Origin of the sequence: Usitatibacter palustris (genome assembly GCF_013003985.1) — a bacterium.
GTDB lineage: Bacteria > Pseudomonadota > Gammaproteobacteria > Burkholderiales > Usitatibacteraceae > Usitatibacter > Usitatibacter palustris.
Window position 1 is genome coordinate 200,381 of sequence record NZ_CP053073.1, and the last position, 21,096, is coordinate 221,476.

The window sequence follows — 21,096 nt, forward strand, 5'->3', positions numbered from 1 at the left end:
AACGACTCCGTGGGGTGGCCAATGCGATACTTTAAAGCAACGCTCGAAAAGGGAAGGTTCGCATGGCCGGCTGGCAGTTCTGGATCGATCGCGGCGGCACGTTCACCGACGTCGTGGCGCGCCGCCCGGATGGCGAGCTCGTCACGCACAAGCTGCTCTCGGAGAACCCCGAGCAGTATCGCGACGCCGCCATCGAGGCGATCCGCCGCCTGCTCGAGGTGCCAGCGGGTGCCGCCATTCAGGTCGACAAGATCGACGCCGTGAAGATGGGCACGACGGTTGCCACCAACGCGCTGCTCGAACGCAAGGGCGAAGCGACCGCACTCTTCATCACGAAGGGCTTCCGCGACCAGCTGCGCATCGCCTACCAGAACCGGCCACGCATCTTCGATCGCCACATCCGCCTGCCCGAGATGCTCTATCGCAAGGTCATCGAGGTGACCGAGCGCGTGGATGCGAAAGGCGCGGTGGTCACGGCGCTTGACGAAGCGCAGGTGAAGCGCGACCTCGCCGCGGTGCGCGCCGAGGGTTACGCGAGCACCGCCATCGTCTTCATGCACGGCTATCGCTATCCCGCGCACGAGGCGCGCGTGGCGGCACTCGCGCGCGAAGCCGGCTTCACGCAGGTGTCGGTGTCCCATGTCACAAGCCCGCTCATGAAGATCGTCTCGCGCGGGGATACGACCGTTGTCGATGCGTATCTGTCCCCGATTCTGCGTCGATACGTCAACCAAGTCGCCGGCGAATTGCCTGGTGCACGACTGATGTTCATGCAATCGAACGGCGGCCTCACCGACGCGCATCGCTTCCAGGGCAAGGACTCCATCCTCTCCGGTCCCGCGGGCGGCATCGTCGGCATGGTGCGCACCTCGGAAGCCTCGGGCTTCGACAAGGTGATCGGCTTCGACATGGGCGGGACGTCGACGGACGTGTCGCACTACGCGGGCGAACTCGAGCGCGAGTTCGAAACGCAGGTGGCGGGCGTTCGCATGCGCGCCCCCATGATGTCGATCCACACGATCGCCGCGGGCGGCGGCTCGATCCTGCATTTCGATGGCCAGCGCCTGCGCGTCGGCCCGGATTCCGCCGGCGCGAATCCCGGCCCCGCGTGCTATCGGCGCGGCGGCCCGCTCGCGGTCACCGATTGCAACGTGATGCTCGGAAAGATCCAGCCCGCGTACTTCCCGAAGGTTTTCGGGCCGCAGGGCAATGAAGCCCTCGACGCGGCGGTGGTGCGCGAAAAGTTCGTGGCGCTCGCGGCCGAGATCGAGCGCGCCACCGGCCGGCGCCAGACGCCCGAGCAAGTGGCCGAAGGCTACGTCGCGATCGCGGTGGCGAACATGGCCAACGCGATCAAGTTCATCTCCGTGCAGCGCGGCCACGATGTCACCGGCTACACGCTCGCGTGCTTTGGAGGCGCGGGCGGCCAGCACGCGTGCCTCGTCGCCGACGAGCTCGGAATGCAGCGCGTATTCATCCATCCGCTCGCCGGCGTTCTCTCGGCTTACGGCATGGGGCTCGCGCAGGTGCGCGCGATGCGCGAGGAAGCGCTCGAGCAGCCGCTTGCGCCCGCAGCCATGCCCGCGATGCGCACGCTCGCCGCGAAGCTTGCCGGCCAGTGCCGTGCCTCGCTCGCCGAGCAGGGCGCGGAGCTCGAAAGCGTGATCGAACGCGCGCACGTGAAGTACGACGGAACCGATACCTCGCTCGCCGTGGCGCTGGGCGAACCGGACGCGATGCGCGCGGAGTTCGAAGCCGCGTACGGCAGCCGCTTCAGCTTCCTCATGCCCGAGCGCTCGCTCGTGGTCGAAACCGTTTCCGTCGAAGCCGTGGGCAAGTCCGATGCGCCGCCCGAAGCGCCGACGACGGACTTCGACAAGCACCAGGGGCCCGACCCGGCGTACGACCACATCACCATGAACACCGGCGGCAAGACGCATCGCACGCCGGTGTACAACCGCGAGCGGATCACCGTCGGCCAGGAGATCGCCGGCCCGGCGATCATCACCGAAGCCAACGGCACGACGATCGTCGAACCCGGATGGCAAGCCGTCGTCACGAGCTTCGACGGACTGGTCCTCGAGCGCGTCGTTCCGCGCGAGCAGCGCTATGCCTCCGGCACGCGGGCCGATCCCGTGATGCTCGAGGTCTTCAACAACCTCTTCATGTCGATCGCCGAGCAAATGGGTGTTCGCCTCGCGCAGACGGCGTACTCGGTGAACATCAAGGAGCGCCTCGACTTCTCCTGCGCGCTCTTCGACGCCGAGGGCAACCTCATCGCCAACGCGCCGCACATGCCCGTGCACCTGGGCTCGATGGGTGAATCGATCAAGGCCGTCATCCGCAAGAACGAAGGGAAGATGACGCCAGGCGATGTTTTCGTTCTCAACGATCCCTACAACGGCGGCACGCACTTGCCCGACGTCACGGTGATCACGCCTGTCTATCCCGACTCCGCCCCTCCTGAATCCGCGGCAATCGGCGGGGGTGATCGGCGTTCATCGGCGGTTCCAAAGCCCTTGTTCTATGTAGCGAGCAGGGGGCACCACGCCGACATCGGCGGCATCACGCCCGGCTCCATGCCGCCCTTCTCGAAGAACGTCGAGGAGGAAGGCGTCCTTCTCGACAACGTGAAGCTCGTCGAGAACGGCCGCATGCGCGAAGCGGAAATGCGCGCGCTCCTCGCCGGCGCCCGCTATCCCGCGCGCAACCCCGACCAGAACATCGCGGACCTGCGTGCGCAGATCGCCGCCAACGAGAAGGGCGTGCAGGAATTGCGCCGCATGGTTTCGCACTTCGGCCTCGAGATGGTCCAGACCTACATGAAGCACGTGCAGGACAACGCGGAGGAAAGTGTCCGCCGCGTCATCGGCGTGCTGAAGGATGGCGCGTTCGAGTACGAGATGGACAACGGCGCGATGATCCGCGTGAAGATCACCATCGGCGCCGACCGCCGCAGCGCCACGATCGACTTCACCGGCACCAGCGCGCAGCTCGCCTCCAACTTCAACGCGCCCTCGGCCGTGGTCTATGCCGCGGTGCTCTACGTCTTCCGCACGCTGGTCGATGACGAGATCCCGCTCAACGCGGGCTGCCTCAAGCCCCTCGAAGTCATCATTCCCGAAGGCTCGATGCTCAACCCGAATCCGCCGGCCGCCACGGTCGCGGGCAACGTCGAAACCTCGCAATGCATCACCGATGCGCTCTATGGCGCGCTCGGCGTGATGGGCGCGTCCTACGGAACGATGAACAACTTCACCTTCGGCAACGATCGCTACCAGTACTACGAGACGATTTCGGGCGGAACGGGCGCGGGGCCAGGCTTCGATGGCGCCGATACGGTGCAGGCGCACATGACCAACTCGCGCCTGACCGATCCGGAAGTCCTCGAATGGCGCTTCCCGGTGCGGATCGACGAGCACGTCATCCGAAAAGGCAGCGGCGGCGCCGGAAAGTGGCGCGGCGGCAACGGCGCAACGCGCCGCGTTCGCTTCCTGGAGCCGATGACGGCTGCCATCCTTGCCGGACACCGCCGCATCCCGCCCTACGGCATGGCGGGCGGCAAGCCGGGTGCGCTCGGCGCCAACTGGGTCGAGCGGGCCGACGGCTCGCGCACCGATCTTTCCTTCGCCGACGAGACGCAGATGGGCGTGGGCGACGTGTTCGTGATCGAGACCCCGGGCGGCGGGGGCTACGGGTAAGCCGCGCACTCATGGGTGCATACCTTTCAGAGGAACAGCTGGACGCGTACAACCGGAACGGATTTCTCGTGATTCCGGACTTCGCGGACGCGGCGCGTTGCCTGGCGCTTCGCGAGCGCGCACTCCTGCTCGCGCGCAAGCACGTGCCGCCGCCGGACCAGGCGACGGTATTCACCGCGGACGGCGGCGATCGCCACGTAGCGGAGCGCTACTTCCTGGGCAGTGGCGAGGCGATTCATTGCTTCTTCGAGAAGGACGCCTTCGACGCCGCAGGACGCCTGCGCGGCGAGGCGCACCTGTCGCTCAACAAGATGGGGCACGCGCTGCATGACCTCGATCCTGTCTTCGATGAATTCAGCCGGGCACCAGAGCTCGCCGCCATCGCCGGGGATATCGGCATGGCCGAGCCGCGGCTGCTGCAGTCGATGTACATCTTCAAGCAGCCGCGGATCGGCGGCGAAGTCGTCTGCCACACGGACCACACGTACCTGTGGACCGATCCGCCGAGCGCCGTCGGCTTCTGGTTCGCGATCGACGATGCGACGACCGAGAACGGTTGCATGTGGGCGTTGCCGGGGGGCCACCGGTTGCCCGTGAAAGCGCGGTCGAAGCTGAACCGCGCGCGCACGGCGACGGAGCTCGAGATCCTCGACACGGTTCCGTATCCGACCGAGGGACTCGTAGCGCTCGAGGCGGCTCGCGGCACGCTCGTCCTGCTGCACGGTGCGCTGCCGCACCTGTCGGGCCCCAATCGCAGCGACAAGCCGCGGCACGCGTATACGGTGCACGCGATCGACGGTGTCGCGAGCTATCCAGACGACAACTGGTTGCAGCGGCCGAACCTGCCGCTGCGCGGGTTCAGCTGAATCCTTGGCAGGCCCGATAATGGTCGCCCAGCTCCCCGAGTGACCCATCCCATGACACGTCCCGACCTGACCCGCCTTTCCATCGCGCTCGCCAGCTTGTCGCTGGTCCTCTCTGCTTGCGCGCAGACGGGTGCACCTGTCGTGCCTCCCCCTGTCACCGGCATCGCCTCCTTCAACATGGGGTGGGCAGGCACGCCGGCTGAATTCGCCAGATATTTGTCGGTGTGCTCGGCACCCGCGGTCAAGTACTGCGACACCCGTCCGCGCATCGAGCGCGGGGCAACGGTAGCGACCGATGCGGAAAAGGCGCGCGCCGCCCAGTGCCAGGAAGGCACGCTGGCCGCCGCGGGCGGCCGCAATGCGTCGATGATGGTGCCGCCCTGCAATGCCTATCGCCCGCCGCGCACTCCGCCAGGCAGCCCGCGCATCGACCCGGCGGTGTCGCGCGTGCCTGCGGCGTACCAGGAGAAGATCAACCAGCTCGCCACCACTGTGGATGGTCTGATCGCGAACGATGGCGTGCGCGTCATCGCCTTCCAGGAAGTGAGCGGTACCGAGGTGATCAAGCTGGTGCTGGGCACGCACGCGGACAAGTTCGACGTGTGCGCCGCAAAGCACGATGCCTTCCAGACGCTGGCCTTCGCGTGGGACAAGACGCTGACCACCCGGCCCGGCGTTTGCGAGACCGAGTCCACGCTCGCCATCCTCGACCCTGCCAACGATCCCGCGGCCTTTCGCCGCGTGCGTCCCGGCCTTGCGCTGTCGCTCACGGTCAACGGCGAACCGGTGACGTTCATGAACGTGCACCTGAAGGCCGGTTGCGCGAGCGTCACCAACGAAGATGTGCGCTTTCCCGGACGCCTGCTCGATGATCCGGCCGAAGCGTGCGAAGTGCTCAACCGCCAGGTGGCGCCGCTCGAGGCGTGGATCGAGTCGGTCGCAAGCAAGTCCCCGCGCTTCGTGTGGATGGGCGACTTCAACCGCCGCGTCGACGACGAAGAGAAGTTGGCGATCGCGAAGGACAAGGTGCGTTCCGACGGCAGCGACCCGGCCGGCGCGAACAAGGGAGCCAACGGCAAGGTGGCCACCCGCTATCTATGGCCGGAGCTCAATGACGGCACGCCGGTACTGCACCAGGTCCCGCTGTCCACGAAAGAGGGCGGCTGCACCGGCTTCACCGGCCTCGATCACATCGTCATCAGCGAGGCGATGAAGAAGGTCAACGAGGGCGTGGTGTTCTCCAGGAAGGTCGCCGTCGCCGAGAAGCCCGGCCAGGGCATCGAGACCAGTGACCACTGCCCACGGATGGCGAAGTTGAGGTTCTGAGCGCGCGGAGCTACTTCCGGGGGCCGGAGATGTACACGACGATCGCTGCGACGACCCCAGCCATGAATACCAGCGCGCCGTAGTAGCCCGTGGCTTGCAGGCCCTTGGCGCCGAGCGTGAAGTTCGCGACGGCTCCGAGGGCGAGGGCGGCGACGCCCGCCTGCCACAACGGGAACGAATGTCCGGTGACGCGCTGGACAACGAACACCCACGGGGCGATGACCAGGACGGCCAGGAGGCAGACCGCGGCGAGCTCGAGCATGGAGCGATGTTAACTTTTGTTGAGGTTGACAAGCTCCGCGAATCAGCGGTTCGACAATGCTTATGTGTGAAATTTAACTTTCTCCGAAATAGCGCTGCGTATAAAATAGGCACCTTTTCCGCGTGAAACCCACGCGCGAAAAACCGACCGAGTACCGCAGTGAAAATCGGACCCCACCAACTCAAGAACAACCTCATCGTCGCGCCCATGGCCGGCGTGACGGACCGGCCTTTCCGGGTGCTTTGCAAGCGCCTGGGTGCCGGCATGGCTGTTTCCGAGATGGTCGCGTCCAATTCGCTGCTCTGGGGCTCGGAAAAGACCATTCGCCGCGGCAATCACGAGGGTGAAGTCGAGCCCAAGGTCATCCAGATCGCCGGAGCGGACCCGGAAATGATGGCCGAGGCCGCGAAATACAACGTCGACAGCGGCGCCCACATCATCGACATCAACATGGGCTGCCCGGCCAAGAAGATCTGCAACGTCGCCGCCGGCTCCGCGCTCCTCAAGGACGAAGCCCTGGTCGCGAGGATCGTCGATGCGGTCGTGAAGGCGGTGAACGTCCCCGTCACGCTCAAGATCCGCACCGGCTGGAGCAAGGACAACCGCAACGCGCTCGCCATCGCGAAGATCGCCGAAGATCACGGCATCCAGTCGCTCGCCATGCACGGCCGCACGCGCGCCTGCATGTACACGGGTGACGCCGAGTACGACACGATCCGCGACGTGAAGCAGTCGGTGAAGATTCCCGTGGTCGCCAACGGCGACATCACCACGCCCGAGAAGGCGAAGTTCGTGCTCGAGTACACGGGCGCGGATGCGGTGATGATCGGCCGCGCCGCCCAGGGCCGCCCCTGGATCTTCCGCGAGATCGAACATTTCCTGGCGACCGGCACGCACCTGCCACCTCCCGATGCAAGGGAGATCCGCGACGTGCTGGTCGAACACCTGAACGACCTCTACGCGTTCTACGGTCTGGAGCGCGGCCTGAAGGTCGGCCGGAAACACATCGGGTGGTACACGAAGGGTCTGAGAAACTCCGCCGTGTTCCGCTCCCGCATGAACACCCTCGAGACCGCCGGGGAGCAACTCGTCGCCGTGGAGCACTTCTTCGGCGAAATCCTCGCGCACTCCCAGCAGCTCGAATATGAAGATGAGGTCGCCCTTGCAGCCTAGAACCCACACGAAGTCCGACGCCCGTTCGGACGCGGCCGCACGAGAGAACGAGCTCTCGTCGATGGTCCGCAAAGTGATGAAGCAGTACTTCAAGGATCTCGATGGGGAAAAACCCTGCGGGATCTACAGCATGGTCGTGAACTGCGTCGAAAAGCCCATGCTCGAAGTGGTGATGAACCACGCGCAGGGCAACCAGACGCGCGCCGCGGAGCTACTCGGTATCAACCGAAACACCCTGCGCAAGAAGTTGCAGGAACACGGCATCGAATGAGCCCTTGGACTCGGTGAAGATCCGCCGGGCGCTCATCAGCGTCTCGGACAAGGCGGGCGTGGTCGAATTCGCCAAGTCCCTCCTCACGCACGGTGTGGAGATCCTCTCGACCGGCGGCACCGCGAAGCTCCTCCAGTTGAACGGCGTGGTCGTCACGGAAGTCGGCGACTACACGGGCTTCCCCGAAATGATGGATGGCCGCGTGAAGACGCTGCACCCCAAGGTGCACGGCGGCATCCTCGCGCGGCGCGATGTCCCCGACCACGTGGCCTCCATGAAGGAACACGGCATCGCGCCGATCGACATGGTGGTCGTGAACCTCTATCCGTTCGAGAAGACGGTCGCGAAGCCCGGCGTCTCGATGGAAGACGCGATCGAGAACATCGATATCGGCGGGCCCGCGATGGTGCGCGCCGCCGCGAAGAACCACGCGTTCGTCGCGATCGTCACCGATCCCGCGGACTACACCGGGATCCTCGGCAAGATGAAGGCAGGCAAGGGCGCGCTCGAGCTCGCCGATCGCTACGCGCTCGCCGCCAAGGCCTACAGCCACACCGCGGAATACGACGGCGCCATCTCGAACTGGCTCACCGCGCGGGCGGAGGACGGCACGGCGCGCGCGTTTCCCGATCGCATGAATCTGTCGTATCGCCTCGCGCAGACCATGCGCTACGGCGAGAACCCGCACCAGGCCGCGGCACTCTACCTCGAGCGCGATCCGCCCGCGGGCACGCTCGCGAGCTTCAAGCAGTTGCAGGGCAAGGAACTCTCGTACAACAACATCGCGGATGCCGATGCGGCGTGGGAATGCTGCCGCACGTTCGATGTTCCCGCGTGCGTGATCATCAAGCACGCCAATCCGTGCGGCGTCGCGGTTTCGGATTCCGTGCTTGCTGCATATCAACGCGCATTCCTCACCGATCCCACGTCCGCGTTCGGCGGGATCATCGCCTTCAACCGCGCGGTCGATGCCGCCACGGCCGAGGCGGTCGCCAAGCAATTCGTGGAGGTCGTGATCGCACCGGCCTACGACGAGGGCGCGCGCAAGGTCTTCGCCGCCAAGCAGAACGTTCGATTGCTCGTGATCGACGTCGCGAAGAACCTGAACAGACTCGAGTTGAAGCGCATCGGCGGCGGCGTGCTCGTGCAGACGGCCGATGACTACGATGTCGCGGAGCTTCGCATCGTCAGCAAACGCGATCCCACCAAGCAGGAAATGAACGACCTCCTGTTCGCCTACCGCGTGGCCAAGTTCGTGAAGTCCAACGCGATCGTCTTCTGCGGCGGCGGCATGACGCTCGGCGTCGGTGCGGGCCAGATGAGCCGCGTGGATTCGACGCGCATCGCCGCGATCAAGGCGAAGAACGCCGGCCTGTCGCTGAAAGGTTCGGTCGTCGCTTCCGATGCGTTCTTCCCGTTCCGCGACGGCCTCGATGTCGTCGCCGATGCGGGCGCCAAGGCCGTCATCCAGCCCGGCGGCAGCATGCGCGACAACGAGGTGATTGCCGCGGCCGACGAGCACGGCATGGCGATGGTGTTCACCGGCATGCGGCACTTCCGGCATTGAAGCTCCTCGTCATCGGTTCGGGCGGCCGCGAACACGCGATGGCCTGGCGGCTCGCCAAGTCCCCGCGCGTCTCGCGCGTGTACGTCGCACCCGGCAACGCCGGCACGGAGCGCGAGGATGGCCTCTACAACGTTCACGTCACCACGATCCCCGACCTCGTGAAGTTCGCGAAGGACGAGGGAATCCACCTCACCGTCGTCGGCCCTGAGGGTCCGCTCGCCGCGGGCGTGGTCGATGCATTCCGCGCGGAGGGCCTCCGGATTTTCGGGCCCACGCGTGCGGCCGCGCAGCTCGAGTCCTCCAAGGATTTCGCCAAGCGCTTCATGAAGCGCCACGGCATCCCGACCTCGCGCTACGAAACATTCACCGATGCCAGGCTGGCGCACAGCTATATCGACGCCAACGGTGCGCCGATCGTGATCAAGGCCGATGGCCTCGCCGCGGGCAAGGGTGTCGTCGTCGCGATGACGCTCAGTGAGGCGCACGACGCGATCGAGATGATGCTCGCCGGCAACAAGCTCGGTGATGCCGGCCATCGCGTCGTGATCGAAGAATTCATGGAGGGCGAGGAAGCGAGCTTCATCGTCATGGTCGACGGCAAGAGCGTCCTGCCCTTCGCCTCGAGCCAGGACCACAAGCGCATCTTCGACGGCGACCAGGGCCCGAACACGGGCGGCATGGGCGCGTATTCCCCCGCGCCGGTCGTCACGCCCGAGGTCCACAACCGCGCGATGCGCGAGATCATCATGCCCACCGTAAAGGGCATGGCGGCCGACGGCATCGTCTACACGGGCTTCCTCTACGCGGGCCTCATGATCGGCGCCGACGGGAACCCACGCGTGGTCGAGTTCAACTGCCGCATGGGCGACCCGGAGACGCAACCGATCTTCATGCGGCTGAAAAGCGATTTCCTCGAGCTCGTCGAGCACGCGATCGCCGGCACGCTCGGCGGCATCGAAGCCGAATGGGATCGCCGAGCGGCACTGGGCGTGGTCTACGCCGCTGCGGGTTATCCGGAGACGCCGCGAAAGGGCGACGAGATCACGGGCCTGCCCAAAGACGCCGAGGACTTCCACGTCTTCCACGCGGGGACGTGCATCAAGAATGGCACCAGCGGCAAGGACGCCACGATCCTGACCAACGGCGGTCGCGTGCTCTGCGTCACCGCGCTGGGCGACAAGGTGAAGATCGCCGCCGACCGCGCCTATCAAGCGGGTGAATCGATCCGCTTCGACGGCATGCAGTTTCGGCGCGACATCGGGTATCGGGCGTTCAATCGACGATGATCCGCGCCCTGCGCCTCTTCACGCTGATCGCGCTCGCGGTCGCGGCTGGAGGCGCGCTCGCCGATCGCAGCGCCTACAACGCCGTCGTGACGCTCGAGGCGAAGGGCGAGGGGTTCAAGGTGCTGCACGAGCATGACTGGTCCGTGTCCGGCCGCCGGACCGCGAGCGTTTCGTGGATCGCGGCCGACGGGAAGGTCGAGCGCAAGGTGCCCAGCCCGGCATTGACCTGGCTCGGCGTGTCCGAAGACTCGCGCTACGTGATCGGCCTGTCCACGGTGCGCCTCGACAATCCCGAACAGATGGCCGTATGGACCCGTGACGGCCAGCTCGTCGCGCAGAGGCGCATCTCCGCACGCGTCGCATGTCTCACGCAGGCCCGATACGAGGAGTTGCGAAGCAAGCATCCCAAGGGATTCGAGGCGCTGGGCGATCGCGTCTGGTCGAGCGGCGCCTTTGTCTACGTCGACTTCCTCGCGACAGGAATGCCCGAAAAGCTCGGCCCCTTGTGGGGCGAGCTGCTGGGCCACGGTTGCGCTTCGCCCTTCTCGCCCGACATCTCGGAGAGCGTGACGAACTGGATTTTCTGGTTTGACGCCCAACCCGCTCCCGAAGTGATCGAGTCCGCCGGAAAGCCGGTAGCGCTGCGCTTGCGAGACACGAAAGGCTCGGTCATGACGATTCCCTTCCAGCTCGGAGCGCCTCGCGCCCCATGAACGTCGACGCCATCCGGCGCTGAAGCGTGAACGCGCTGGCGCAAAGACCCATCCAGGTCACGAGGGCCGTGCAGCTCCTCTGGATTTCGTTGATCCTGGGTTGCGTGGCCACCGCACTGGAATGGGACCTCCTCGACCCGGAGCTCGGGGAGTTCGCGAGCTGGATGTGGGGAGCGGCCGCGGTGACCGTCGCGATTCCCGCGGTCCTGATCGTCTTCATCGCGCGCGGCCACAACTGGGCGCGCATCCTCATGCTGGTGTTAACCCTCGGGAGCGTGGCGCTGACGATCTCCTGGTACGAAGACGTGTTCACCGAACCCTGGTGGTCGGGAGCGACGACCGTGATCCTCACGGCACTCGACGTGGTCGCGCTCTACTGGCTGTACACGAATCCCGGACGACGCTACTTCTCGCCGTGACGGTCGATCATCCGGGGTTGCTCGTTGCCGTGTCGCTCTTGTGTTCTCCGTGAAAGAGCTTCCCCAGGAACCCGATGAAGGCGACCGCCGGTTGGGTGCATTGATTGGCGTGCTCACCGTGATCGGCACGGCGCTCCTGCCGGCGTTGGTGCTGTTTATCGTGACGCTAGACCTTCGTGGCCATTGGCATTTATGGAACTACTTCGAAGCCGTCCACATCTGGGGTCCGATCCTCGCGTTGGCCGCAGCCGTGCTGGGCTACCGATTGGGAACGAGTCGCGCAGCGGAATTCGCCGGGCACCTGTGGTTTACTGAGCGCCCATGGAATGCCTGGCTGTCGGCCAAGCTCTGGGCGGTCTTCCTGGCCACGGCCTCCATCACAACACTCCTTTACTAGTACTAGGGTTACCCATGAATGCCGATGCAATGCGCGACACCGTTCGCGCCTACCTCACCGGATTGCAGGACACGATCATCGCGCGCCTCGAGGCACTCGACGGCGGCACGTTCATTCGCGACGAATGGACGCGCGCCGAAGGCGGCGGCGGCATCACGCGCATCCTCGAAGGCGGAAAGCTCTTCGAGCGCGCCGGCGTGGGCTTCTCGCACGTGCAGGGCACGAACCTTCCGCCGTCGGCTTCCGCGCATCGCCCGGAGATGGCCGGCCGCCCGTGGGAAGCGATGGGTGTCTCGCTCGTTCTGCATCCGCGCAACCCGCACGTACCCACGGTTCACATGAACGTGCGCTTTTTCCTCGCGCGTGCGCACTCGGCGTACAGCGAGGGGCAGGACATCTGGTGGTTCGGCGGCGGCATGGACATGACGCCGTACTACGCGGTCGAGGAAGACTGCCAGCATTTCCACCTCGCCAACCGCACGGCGCTCGACGCGGTCGACAAGCCGCTGTACCCGAAATTCAAGAAGGCCTGCGACACGTATTTCTTCAACAAGCATCGCAACGAGCCGCGCGGCATCGGCGGCACGTTCTTCGACGACTTCAGCGAGGGCGGCTTCGACCGTTGCTTCTCGGTGATGAAGGCCGTGGGCGATGCGTTCCTGCCCGCGTACGTGCCGATCGTCGAGAAGCGCCGCGAGACGCCCTACGGCGAGCGCGAGCGCGACTTCCAGGCCTATCGCCGCGGGCGCTACGTCGAGTTCAACTTCGTGTGGGACCGCGGCACGCTCTTCGGCCTGCAATCGGGTGGGCGCGTCGAATCGATCCTCATGTCGATGCCGCCGGCGGCGCAGTGGCGCTACGACTGGAAGGCGGAGGCGGGAAGTCCCGAGGCAAAGTTGCTGGAGGTCCTGATTCCGCCGAGGGATTGGGCGTAGCGCGACCCTGTCATCCTGAGGAGCGAAGCGACGAAGGACCTGCTTGAGTGGGTTAACTGTTAAACCCCTAAAGCAGGTCCTTCGTCGCTTCGCTCCTCAGGATGACAGTGGTGAAGGGTGACAGTTACACCCCTTCGAGCAGTATCAACCGCCCGTTCGAGCTCCCCCGCCGCATCTTCATCGGCTCGGCGTAGTCCGTCGAGTTCCACCACTTCAACGCGATCTCCTTCGAGGGGAACTCCAGCATCACGCGCCGCCGGTTGGGCCATTCGCCTTCGAGCACTTCCGCGCTGCCGCCGCGCACGAGGAACTTGCCGCCGTACTTCTCGATCGTGGCGGGAACGACCGCGGTGTAGGCCTTGTAGCCCTCGGGGTTGGTGATCTCGATCTCGGCGATGACGTAGGCAGCCATGGGTCTCCTCGTTGGCGGTCAGGCTTTTTCGTAGGCGATGCGCACGGGATCGGCCCCGTGGATTTTCTCGAGGCGGCGGACGATGAAGTGCCCGCGCGCCATGTCCTGGTAGTGCCCGATGAACACGGTGTTGATCATCGCCCCACCTGCGGCACCGATGATCGGGATGGCCTGCATGGCGGCCTTCTCCGACACCACGACGCCGAAGCGCGCGCCGATCAGCGCCACCAGGCGAACCAGCGCGGGGCCCCCGGTTTTCGCGAGGCCCTTTTGCGCGAGGAACTTGGACGCTTCCGAAACCGCGGTCGCGAGTGCCGTGCGTGCGGCGAAGTAGCCCGACTCGGCCGCGTTGTCGCTCTTGTCCTTGGTGCTGCCCAGCGCGAAGACGGTGAGGCAGGCGAGCTTGGTATCGATGTGCTGCGGGTTCTCGCCCTCGGACGCGGCAATGGCCGCGATGGAGCGCAGCATCACGGTCGTCGAGACCGGCAGCTCCACCGCGAGCGCCGCGATGCCGAACGCACCGCCGACCGCCCCGGAAGCCGCGGCGAACATCGAATGCATGCGCTCGTTCGACTTGCCTCCGGTCTTCGCGCCCAGCGACGACACGGCCACCTGCACGGCCTTCATCAGCGCCGCCTCGGAAGCCTTGTGCACGCTCTTCTGCCACTTCGCGGGCAGCATCTCGAGGCCCTTCTCGACGGGCGAACCCAGCATCGAGGAAAGTTTTGCCACCAGCCCCGGGTTCTCCAGGAGCTGCTTGGCGCGCTTGAGGTCTTCGAGTTCGGATTTGGAGAGCATCAGGGGATTCTACGACTCGTGCGAGTAAACGATGAACCCGTAGTGTTTCGCCACCTTGTCGTAAAGCATCCGTGCCGTGGCGTTCGTGTCCTGCGTTTGCCAGTACACGCGCTTCGTGCCGTGCTCACGCGCTTTCACGTAGACCGTCTCGATCAGCGCCCGTGCCACACCTCGCCCGCGCACCGATTCCTTCGTGAACAGGTCCTGGAGATAGCAGACGGGTTCGATGCGGTTGGTACTGCGATGGAAGATGTAGTGGACGAGTCCTACAACTTCGCCGTCGAGCTCTGCAACGAGCGCGTTCACCGGCTCGTTCGCATCGAAGAAGCGCTTCCAGGTGGTGGCGGTGATCTCGGGGGCGAGGGCGGTGTCGCCCTTGCGGCCGTAGAAGGCGTTGTAGCCGTCCCACAGGGGCAGCCAGGCGGCGCGATCGGTCTCGCGGAGGGGGCGAACATCGGGGGCGGTCGGCATCCGCCCAGTCTACCAATGGGGACAGACCCCATTGGTGACTTGTAACTTGTATTACTGAGCACCAATGGGGTCTGTCCCCATTGGTCACTCGGCGGTGCTCAGCCGGTCGGGCAGGCCCTTGATGCGGTCGAAGAGCCGCGCGCCCCAGAGCGAGGTCTTGGCCTGCACGCTTTCGGTCACCGCATGCTGGCGCACGAGCTCGGGCGCCTTCTTGAACTGCGTGTACTTGCGAAGCGCCATGTCCACGTAGCCGCGCAGGTGGTGCACGTTCACGGGCTTCGAGAGGAACCGGAAGACCTGGGCCTCGTTGATGAGCTCGATCACCAGCTCCGAATCGGTGTCGTCGGTGATCACCATCGACAGCACTTCGGGATGCTCGGCCTTCAGCAATTTGAACAGCGTGACCAGGCCTTCGCGGCCCGCGCCCAGGTCGGCGACGATCACGGCGACTTCCTCTTCCTCGAGCGTCGTGAGCGCGTCCGTGGTGGTCAGCGCGTGGCGCACCGGAACCATGTCGCCGAGAATCGCGCGCAGGCCTTCTGCGAGATCGGGGCCTGGATCGACGACGAGTACGGGCGTCGTGTACTTCACCACCGGCGTCGTCGCGGCCGCGGTGCTTGTCGCCGCGAGCTCCATCGCGATCGCGACCGCATCGCCGACCGTTCGCTGGATCTCGGCGTTGTCCCAGGGCTTCTTCACGAAGCGGAAGACCTCGCCGTCGTTGATCGAGCCCACGATCGCCGCGAGGTCCGAGTAACCGGTGAGCAGCATGCGCACGGTGTTGGGTGCCACTTCCTTCACCTGGCGAAGCAGATCGACGCCCGTCATGCCCGGCATGCGCTGGTCGCTCACCACGACGTGAATGCCGAAGCGCTTCACGAACTCGAGGGCGAGCGTGCCGTTCTCGGCGGTGAACACGTGGTACTGGTTGCGAAAGAGCGTGCGCAGCGCGTTGAGGATGCGCTCCTCGTCGTCCACGAAAAGCACGCGCGCCTTGCGCGTATCGCTCGCGGCGGCAAACATGGCCGTGGCCGCTGCATCGGGCTGCGGACCCGCGAGCACGCCTGCATCCTTGGCGCCCGCGATCAGCTTCGCCTTGTCGAGCAGGTTGGCGATGGCCGGTGACGGTGTGGCCGCGGCGGCGGCGATGGCAGCCGAAGCGACCGGCCCGCCGAGGCTTTCTTCCAGGCCCTTGCGCAACGCGTCTCCCAATTCCTGCGCCGAGAAGAAGCGATCGCGCGGATCCTTCGACAGCGCCTTCTGGATCGCCCAGTCGAGCTGCCAGGTGATGCGCGGGTTGTGCGTCGAGGGGTTCGCCGGGCGCTCGTTGAGCACGCGGCGCAGGATCTCCGCACTCGTTCCGGTGAAGGGACGCTTGCCGGTGAGCAGCTCATAGGCGAGCACGCCCACCTGGTAGAGGTCGGTGAGGGCCGTGGGCTCGCCGCTGCTGAACTGTTCGGGCGCCATGTAGTGCGGCGTTCCGACCACGTCGCCGGGGTGGGTGAGGCGCGTGGTATCGATGCGGGCGACGCCGAAATCGGTGATCTTCACGCGGCCATCCTCGTTCATGAGGATGTTGCCGGGCTTGAGGTCGCGGTGGATCACACCCTGCGCGTGCGTGTAGCCCAGGCCGTCGAGGATCTGGCGGATGATCTCCCACGTGTCCTTGAAGCCGTATTGCGAGACTTCGGCGAGGTGCTGCTCGAGCGACTTGCCGCTCACCAGCTCCATCACGATGCAGGCGACCTCATCGGTTTCGATGAAGTCGTAGATCGCGGCGATGCGCGAATGCGTGAGCCGGCCGACGGCCTCGGCTTCCTTGCGGAAGCGCGCCAGCGTGGGCTCGACATCCGCGACTGCGAGGTCGCGCTTCGCGATGACCTTGAGCGCCACCGGCCGCTTGATGGCCGAATCGAAGCCGCGATAGACCGTCCCCGCCGCACCCTTGCCGAGGATTGCCTGGACGTCGTACTTGCCGATGCGCCCCGGGAGGTTCATGCGGCCTCCGCGTGCGACTCGTCGCCGAGCTTCTGCGGCGGCGGCTGCAGCGGGAGGTTGAGCGTGAAGACGCTGCCGACGCCCACTTCGGTCTGCACGTCGATGAAGCCGCCGTGCTGGTTCGCGATCTTGTAGGCGATTGAAAGTCCCAGGCCCGTACCCTTGCCGACGGGCTTGGTCGTGAAGAACGGATCGAAGATCTTGGGCAGGATCTCGGGCGCGATGCCCGTGCCGGTGTCCGCGACTTCGATCGCCACCATGCCGGCGGCCTCGATGGAACGGGTGGTGATCGTGATCTTGCCGCGCGGCTTGCCTTCCATCGACTGGGCCGCGTTGGTCACCAGGTTCAGCAGGACCTGGTTCACCTGCGAGGGCGAGCAGGTGATGAGCGGCACTTCGCCCAGCTGCCGCTCGACATCGATCTTGCGCAGGTTGGTGCGCGCGATGAGGAGCGTGGCATTCACGCCGTCGTTCACGTTGAAGCTCGCGACGTGGGCGCGGTCGATGCGCGAGAAGTTCTTGAGGTTCGTCACCAGCTCGGAGATCTGCTCGATGCCATGCAGGCCATCGCGGGTGAGCGTGTCCAGGTCCTCGACGACCTGGTGGTCGGTGAGCTGCTCGAGGCGCGCACTGAGCGCGGCGAAAGTGGCCTGGAGTTCCTTCGGATCGGGCGAATCAGTCTGCAGGAGGGCGAGCAGGCGGTTCGACTGCGCGAGCGCGTCGCGGAGCTCCGGCATGCGGTCGCGAACCGTCGCCACCGAATTCTTCACGTAGGCGAGCGGCGTGTTGATCTCGTGCGCGACACCGGCCACGAGTTGGCCGAGCGACGACATCTTCTCGGTCTGCACGAGCTGGGCTTCGGATTCCTTCAGGCGCTCCATCGCGTTGGAGAGCTCCTGCGTGCGCTCGGCCACGCGCTTCTCGAGGCCTTCGTTGGCCCCGCGCAGCTCGCCCTGCGTGGTGATCACGCGGCTGATGAGGTAACCCACGACGATGAGCAGCGCGCCCGCATAGAAGAACAGGTAGACGCGCCAGCGCTCCTGGTCCTCGAGGCCCGCGGCCATCGAGCGCCACAGGTTCTGCGCGATGAGATCGATGCTGGGGCCCACGGTCTGGAACGACAGGCGCTCGAGCGCCCGCGCTTCCGTCGCGCGAGCGTCGAGGAATGCGCGGCTCGCTTTCTCCACGTGCGCGCCGGCATCGGTGAGTGCCGGATCCATGGCCGAGGCGGCCCGCAGCACGGAAAGACGCGACTCGATGTCGCGAAGCAAGGGATCGGCGCCGTCGACGGGGACGGCGCGCAGCGTCTGGCGCAGCACCTCGGCCTGGCTCATGAGCGAGCCCGTGTCGCCGCGCGTACCCTTCAGGCGCGACTGGTTCGCTTCGGTCGCCAGGGCGGCCGCGGCTTCGTCGGCCGCCTTCAGGCTTTCGCGTGCGCGCTGGTGCGCCGAGCGAAACGCTTCGAGCGTGCGGCTGCGCTCGGCCATCCCCTTGCGCAATCCGGCGACGTGCATGGCGACGGCGGGCGGCGATCCGTTTTCGAGCTCACGCAGGATGCGCTCGACCATCGGGGCGTTGTCCGAGGGAGCGGGCACCGTGCCCGAGAGGTCGCTTGCGAAACGGACGGCCTGCGTGTCGAGGCGCGCGTCGAGGGCGCGCAGCTCGCGGAGCAAAGCCCCGGCCTCGGCGTCCTTGCGAACGTCAACGGCGGTGGTCCGCACGAAGAGGAACGCGAGGAGGGCCAGGAGTACCGCGGCGCCTGCACCAAGCAGGGCGGTTCGTGTTCGTGCGGGGATGGTCATCGCATTCTTTGTTATATCGGGCCTGCGCGATTGTCGCGACAGGGGGGTTCACGGTCTGTGAGCCGTGTCACCACTGCAATTACAAGTGTAAGTGTAGCCGCGTTTGGGAGCGGCAAAGCTACTCGCCCAGGTACGCCTGGCGGACCTGCGGATTGCCGAGCAGAGACTTCGCTTCGCCCTCGAGCGTGACCAATCCGCCCTCGAGAACGTAGCCGCGATGGCTCGCCTCGAGTGCCAGGCGCGCGTTCTGTTCCACGAGCAGCATCGTCACACCCTCGGTGGCCACGCCGCGGATCACTTCGAAGATCTTTTCGACCATCAGGGGGGCGAGGCCCATGCTCGGCTCGTCGAGGAGCAGGAGCCTGGGCCGGCTCATCAGCGCGCGGCCGATCGCGAGCATCTGCTGCTCGCCGCCCGAGAGCGTGCCGGCGGTCTGCTTCGCGCGCTCCTTCAACCGCGGAAACAGCGCGAACATGCGTTCCTCGTCCGCCGCCACGGCGGCGCGATCGTCGCGCGAGTACGCGCCCATCGCGAGGTTTTCCTGGATCGTGAGCTGCGGGAACACGCCACGGCCCTCGGGGACGAGTGCGAGCCCGCGGCGCGCGATCTCATAGGGCTTGTCGCGGGCGATGTCCGTGCCCGCGTACATGACTTTCCCGGCGGCGGCATGCACGAGGCCCGTGATGGCTTTGAGCGTCGTGGTCTTGCCCGCGCCATTGGCGCCGATGAGGCAGACCAGCTCGCCTTCATCGACGTGCAGGCTCACGCCCTTCACGGCGCGGATGCCGCCGTAGGAAACCTGGACGTCTTCGAGCTTGAGCAGACTCATCCCGCGGCGGCCTTGTCGTGCGGCGTGCCGAGGTAGGCCTCGATCACCTTGGGATCGCGCTGCACGTCGGCGGGCACGCCCTCGGCGATCTTGCGGCCGTAGTCGAGCACCAGCACGCGGTCGCACAGGCCCATGACGAGCTTCACGTCGTGCTCGATCAGCAGGATCGTCGTGCCGTCCTTGCGGATGCGGCTGATCAGCTGGCGAAGGTCGGTCTTCTCGGTGGCGTTCATGCCCGCGGCCGGTTCGTCGAGTGCCAGCAGCTTGGGATCGGTTGCGAGCGCGCGGGCAATCTCGAGGCGGCGCTGGTCGCCGTAGGAGAGATGCTTCGCGAGGTCGTTGCCGCGATGCCCGATCGCGACGTAGTCGAGCAACTCCTGCGCGCGGCGGTGGATCTGCTCTTCCTCCACGCGCGTGGCCTTGTTGCGCACGATCGCGCCGAACACGCCCGCCTTCGTGCGCACGTGCCGGCCGATCATCACGTTCTCGAGCGCCGAGAGGTTCGCGAAGAGGCGGATGTTCTGGAAGGTGCGCGCGATGCCGAGGGCCGCGATGCGATCGGGCGAGGCGTCCTCGAGCTCTTTGCCCTGGAAGCGCACGATGCCTTCCTCGTGGCGGTAGAGGCCGGTCACGACGTTGAAGAGCGTGGTCTTGCCCGCGCCGTTGGGACCGATGAGGCCGTAGATGCCGCCCGCGTCGATCGAGAAGGAAACGCCCGAGAGCGCCGTGAGACCGCCAAAGCGCTTGGTGACGTTCTCGACCTGGAGGAGCGGCGCAGGGGCGTTCACTTGCCCACTCCGTCGTCGGGCGCGAGCTCGCGCTTCCTCACCGCCGAAGGCCACAGGCCCGCGGGCCGGAACAACATGATCACGACCATCGCGAGACCGAAGAGCAGCATGCGGATCACTTCGGGATCGATGATCGAACGGCCGAACACCATGCGCTGCACGGGTTCGACGGTGTAGCGCAGGATCTCGGGCACGAAGGAAAGCAGGATCGCGCCGAGGATCACGCCCCAGATGTTGCCCATGCCGCCGAGCACCACCATGGCGAGGACCATCACGCTTTCGTTGAGGATGAAGCTCTCGGGGCTGATGAAGCCCTGGATCGAGGAGAAGAGGCCGCCCGCGATTCCGCCGAACGAAGCGCCCATCGCGAAGGCGAGGAGCTTCATGCGCGTGGTGTTGATGCCCATGGCGCGCGCCGCGATCTCATCCTCGCGAATCGCTTCCCACGCGCGGCCGATACGCGAGTCCTGCAGCCGGAGGTTCACGACGATCACGACCATCAGGATCGCGAGCAGCAGGTAGTAGTACTTCATCGCCTCGTTGAAGACGAGCGGCCCGAAGGTCGACGTGTTGCCGAAACTCACGCCGAAGAAGTTCACCGGATCGATCGTCGCGAGGCCCTTCGGTCCGTTCGTGAGGTTGAACGGCTCCGACAGGTTGTTCATGAAGATGCGCACGATCTCGCCGAAGCCCAGCGTCACGATGGCGAGGTAGTCGCCTCGCAACTTCAAGGTGGGCGCGCCGAGGATGACGCCGAAGAAGCACGCGACCGCCGCACCCATCGGGAGGATTGCCCACCACGGCCAGTGGATATTGAAGTGCGGGCCCGCGAGCAGCGCGTAGACGTACGCACCCACGGCGTAGAACGCGATGTAGCCGAGATCCAGCAGCCCCGCGAACCCAACCACGATGTTCAAGCCGAGCGAGAGCAGGACAAACAGGATCGCGAGATTCGTGATCCGCACCCACGCCGTGCCCGCCTGCACCAGCGCGAACGGCAACCCGATCAACGCCACCGCGATCAGCGCGATGCCGATCCACTTCGCGTGAGGGTGCTTGCGGATGATGTCGGCAATGCCCAT

General features: G+C 65.9%; 20 protein-coding genes. 11 read left to right on the plus strand and 9 right to left on the minus strand.

Going from position 1 to position 21,096, the window contains the following annotated elements; all coding sequences use genetic code 11:
• Positions 1–62 precede the first annotated feature (62 nt).
• Genes DSM104440_RS00955 through DSM104440_RS00965 form a run of 3 tightly spaced genes read left to right on the plus strand, consistent with a single transcriptional unit; the run spans position 63 to position 5,893 of the window.
• A complete protein-coding gene (locus DSM104440_RS00955) occupies positions 63–3,701 on the plus strand; it encodes a hydantoinase B/oxoprolinase family protein (protein ID WP_171159912.1) in 3,639 nt (1,212 codons plus the stop codon).
• A gap of 11 nt (positions 3,702–3,712) precedes the next feature.
• Complete coding sequence (locus DSM104440_RS00960) at positions 3,713–4,567, plus strand: phytanoyl-CoA dioxygenase family protein (protein ID WP_171159914.1); 855 nt, start codon at positions 3,713–3,715, stop codon at positions 4,565–4,567.
• Between the two features lie 51 nt (positions 4,568–4,618).
• Positions 4,619–5,893: an endonuclease/exonuclease/phosphatase family protein gene (locus DSM104440_RS00965; RefSeq protein WP_171159916.1), complete on the plus strand. Its 1,275-nt coding sequence runs from the start codon at positions 4,619–4,621 to the stop codon at positions 5,891–5,893.
• 10 nt (positions 5,894–5,903) lie between these two features.
• Here the strand turns inward: DSM104440_RS00965 and DSM104440_RS00970 are convergent, their stop codons facing one another.
• The gene (locus DSM104440_RS00970; protein ID WP_171159918.1) at positions 5,904–6,155 is read right to left on the minus strand and encodes a hypothetical protein; all 252 of its coding nucleotides are present in this window, start codon (positions 6,153–6,155) and stop codon (positions 5,904–5,906) included.
• A 159-nt stretch (positions 6,156–6,314) separates the two neighbouring features.
• On the opposite strand from DSM104440_RS00970, the gene dusB reads away from it, so the two are divergent.
• From dusB to hemF, 8 genes are all read left to right on the plus strand, one after another.
• Positions 6,315–7,328 (plus strand): tRNA dihydrouridine synthase DusB, encoded by a 1,014-nt coding sequence (gene dusB, locus DSM104440_RS00975; RefSeq protein ID WP_171159920.1) that lies wholly within the window; start codon positions 6,315–6,317, stop codon positions 7,326–7,328.
• Positions 7,329–7,389: 61 nt separating this feature from the next.
• Positions 7,390–7,599 carry a helix-turn-helix domain-containing protein gene (locus DSM104440_RS00980; protein WP_246212133.1) on the plus strand — a complete coding sequence of 70 codons (210 nt, stop codon included), beginning with the start codon at positions 7,390–7,392 and terminating at the stop codon, positions 7,597–7,599.
• A gap of 13 nt (positions 7,600–7,612) precedes the next feature.
• Positions 7,613–9,166, plus strand: coding sequence for a bifunctional phosphoribosylaminoimidazolecarboxamide formyltransferase/IMP cyclohydrolase (purH, locus tag DSM104440_RS00985; RefSeq protein ID WP_171159923.1), 1,554 nt, complete (start codon positions 7,613–7,615; stop codon positions 9,164–9,166).
• A complete protein-coding gene (gene purD / locus DSM104440_RS00990; RefSeq protein WP_171159925.1) occupies positions 9,163–10,452 on the plus strand; it encodes a phosphoribosylamine--glycine ligase in 1,290 nt (429 codons plus the stop codon). The genes purH and purD overlap by 4 nt, the downstream gene beginning before the upstream one ends.
• A complete protein-coding gene (locus DSM104440_RS00995) occupies positions 10,449–11,165 on the plus strand; it encodes a hypothetical protein (protein ID WP_171159927.1) in 717 nt (238 codons plus the stop codon). Before purD ends, DSM104440_RS00995 begins: the two co-directional genes overlap by 4 nt.
• A gap of 26 nt (positions 11,166–11,191) precedes the next feature.
• Entirely contained in the window at positions 11,192–11,584 is a 393-nt protein-coding gene (locus DSM104440_RS01000) for a hypothetical protein (RefSeq protein WP_171159929.1), read from the plus strand.
• Between the two features lie 49 nt (positions 11,585–11,633).
• On the plus strand, positions 11,634–11,981 hold the full coding sequence (locus DSM104440_RS01005) for a hypothetical protein (RefSeq protein WP_171159931.1): 348 nt from the start codon (positions 11,634–11,636) through the stop codon (positions 11,979–11,981).
• Between the two features lie 14 nt (positions 11,982–11,995).
• Positions 11,996–12,916, plus strand: coding sequence for an oxygen-dependent coproporphyrinogen oxidase (gene hemF, locus DSM104440_RS01010; RefSeq protein ID WP_171159933.1), 921 nt, complete (start codon positions 11,996–11,998; stop codon positions 12,914–12,916).
• 124 nt (positions 12,917–13,040) lie between these two features.
• Here hemF and DSM104440_RS01015 read toward each other — a convergent pair whose 3' ends face one another.
• From DSM104440_RS01015 to DSM104440_RS01050, 8 genes are all read right to left on the minus strand, one after another.
• A complete protein-coding gene (locus DSM104440_RS01015; RefSeq protein WP_171159935.1) occupies positions 13,041–13,328 on the minus strand; it encodes a DUF1330 domain-containing protein in 288 nt (95 codons plus the stop codon).
• Between the two features lie 18 nt (positions 13,329–13,346).
• Positions 13,347–14,126, minus strand: a complete 780-nt coding sequence (locus tag DSM104440_RS01020; RefSeq protein WP_212758159.1) for an EcsC family protein — start codon at positions 14,124–14,126, stop codon at positions 13,347–13,349.
• Between the two features lie 9 nt (positions 14,127–14,135).
• The gene (locus tag DSM104440_RS01025) at positions 14,136–14,597 is read right to left on the minus strand and encodes a GNAT family N-acetyltransferase (protein WP_171159937.1); all 462 of its coding nucleotides are present in this window, start codon (positions 14,595–14,597) and stop codon (positions 14,136–14,138) included.
• Positions 14,598–14,681: 84 nt separating this feature from the next.
• Positions 14,682–16,595 (minus strand): protein kinase domain-containing protein, encoded by a 1,914-nt coding sequence (locus DSM104440_RS01030; RefSeq protein WP_171159939.1) that lies wholly within the window; start codon positions 16,593–16,595, stop codon positions 14,682–14,684.
• On the minus strand, positions 16,592–18,397 hold the full coding sequence (locus DSM104440_RS01035) for an ATP-binding protein (protein WP_171159941.1): 1,806 nt from the start codon (positions 18,395–18,397) through the stop codon (positions 16,592–16,594). The genes DSM104440_RS01030 and DSM104440_RS01035 overlap by 4 nt, the downstream gene beginning before the upstream one ends.
• A 118-nt stretch (positions 18,398–18,515) precedes the next feature.
• Entirely contained in the window at positions 18,516–19,226 is a 711-nt protein-coding gene (locus DSM104440_RS01040) for an ABC transporter ATP-binding protein (RefSeq protein ID WP_171159943.1), read from the minus strand.
• Positions 19,223–20,014, minus strand: coding sequence for an ABC transporter ATP-binding protein (locus tag DSM104440_RS01045; protein WP_171159945.1), 792 nt, complete (start codon positions 20,012–20,014; stop codon positions 19,223–19,225). The genes DSM104440_RS01040 and DSM104440_RS01045 overlap by 4 nt, the downstream gene beginning before the upstream one ends.
• Positions 20,011–21,096 carry an ABC transporter permease subunit gene (locus tag DSM104440_RS01050; protein ID WP_171159947.1) on the minus strand — a complete coding sequence of 362 codons (1,086 nt, stop codon included), beginning with the start codon at positions 21,094–21,096 and terminating at the stop codon, positions 20,011–20,013. Before DSM104440_RS01050 ends, DSM104440_RS01045 begins: the two co-directional genes overlap by 4 nt.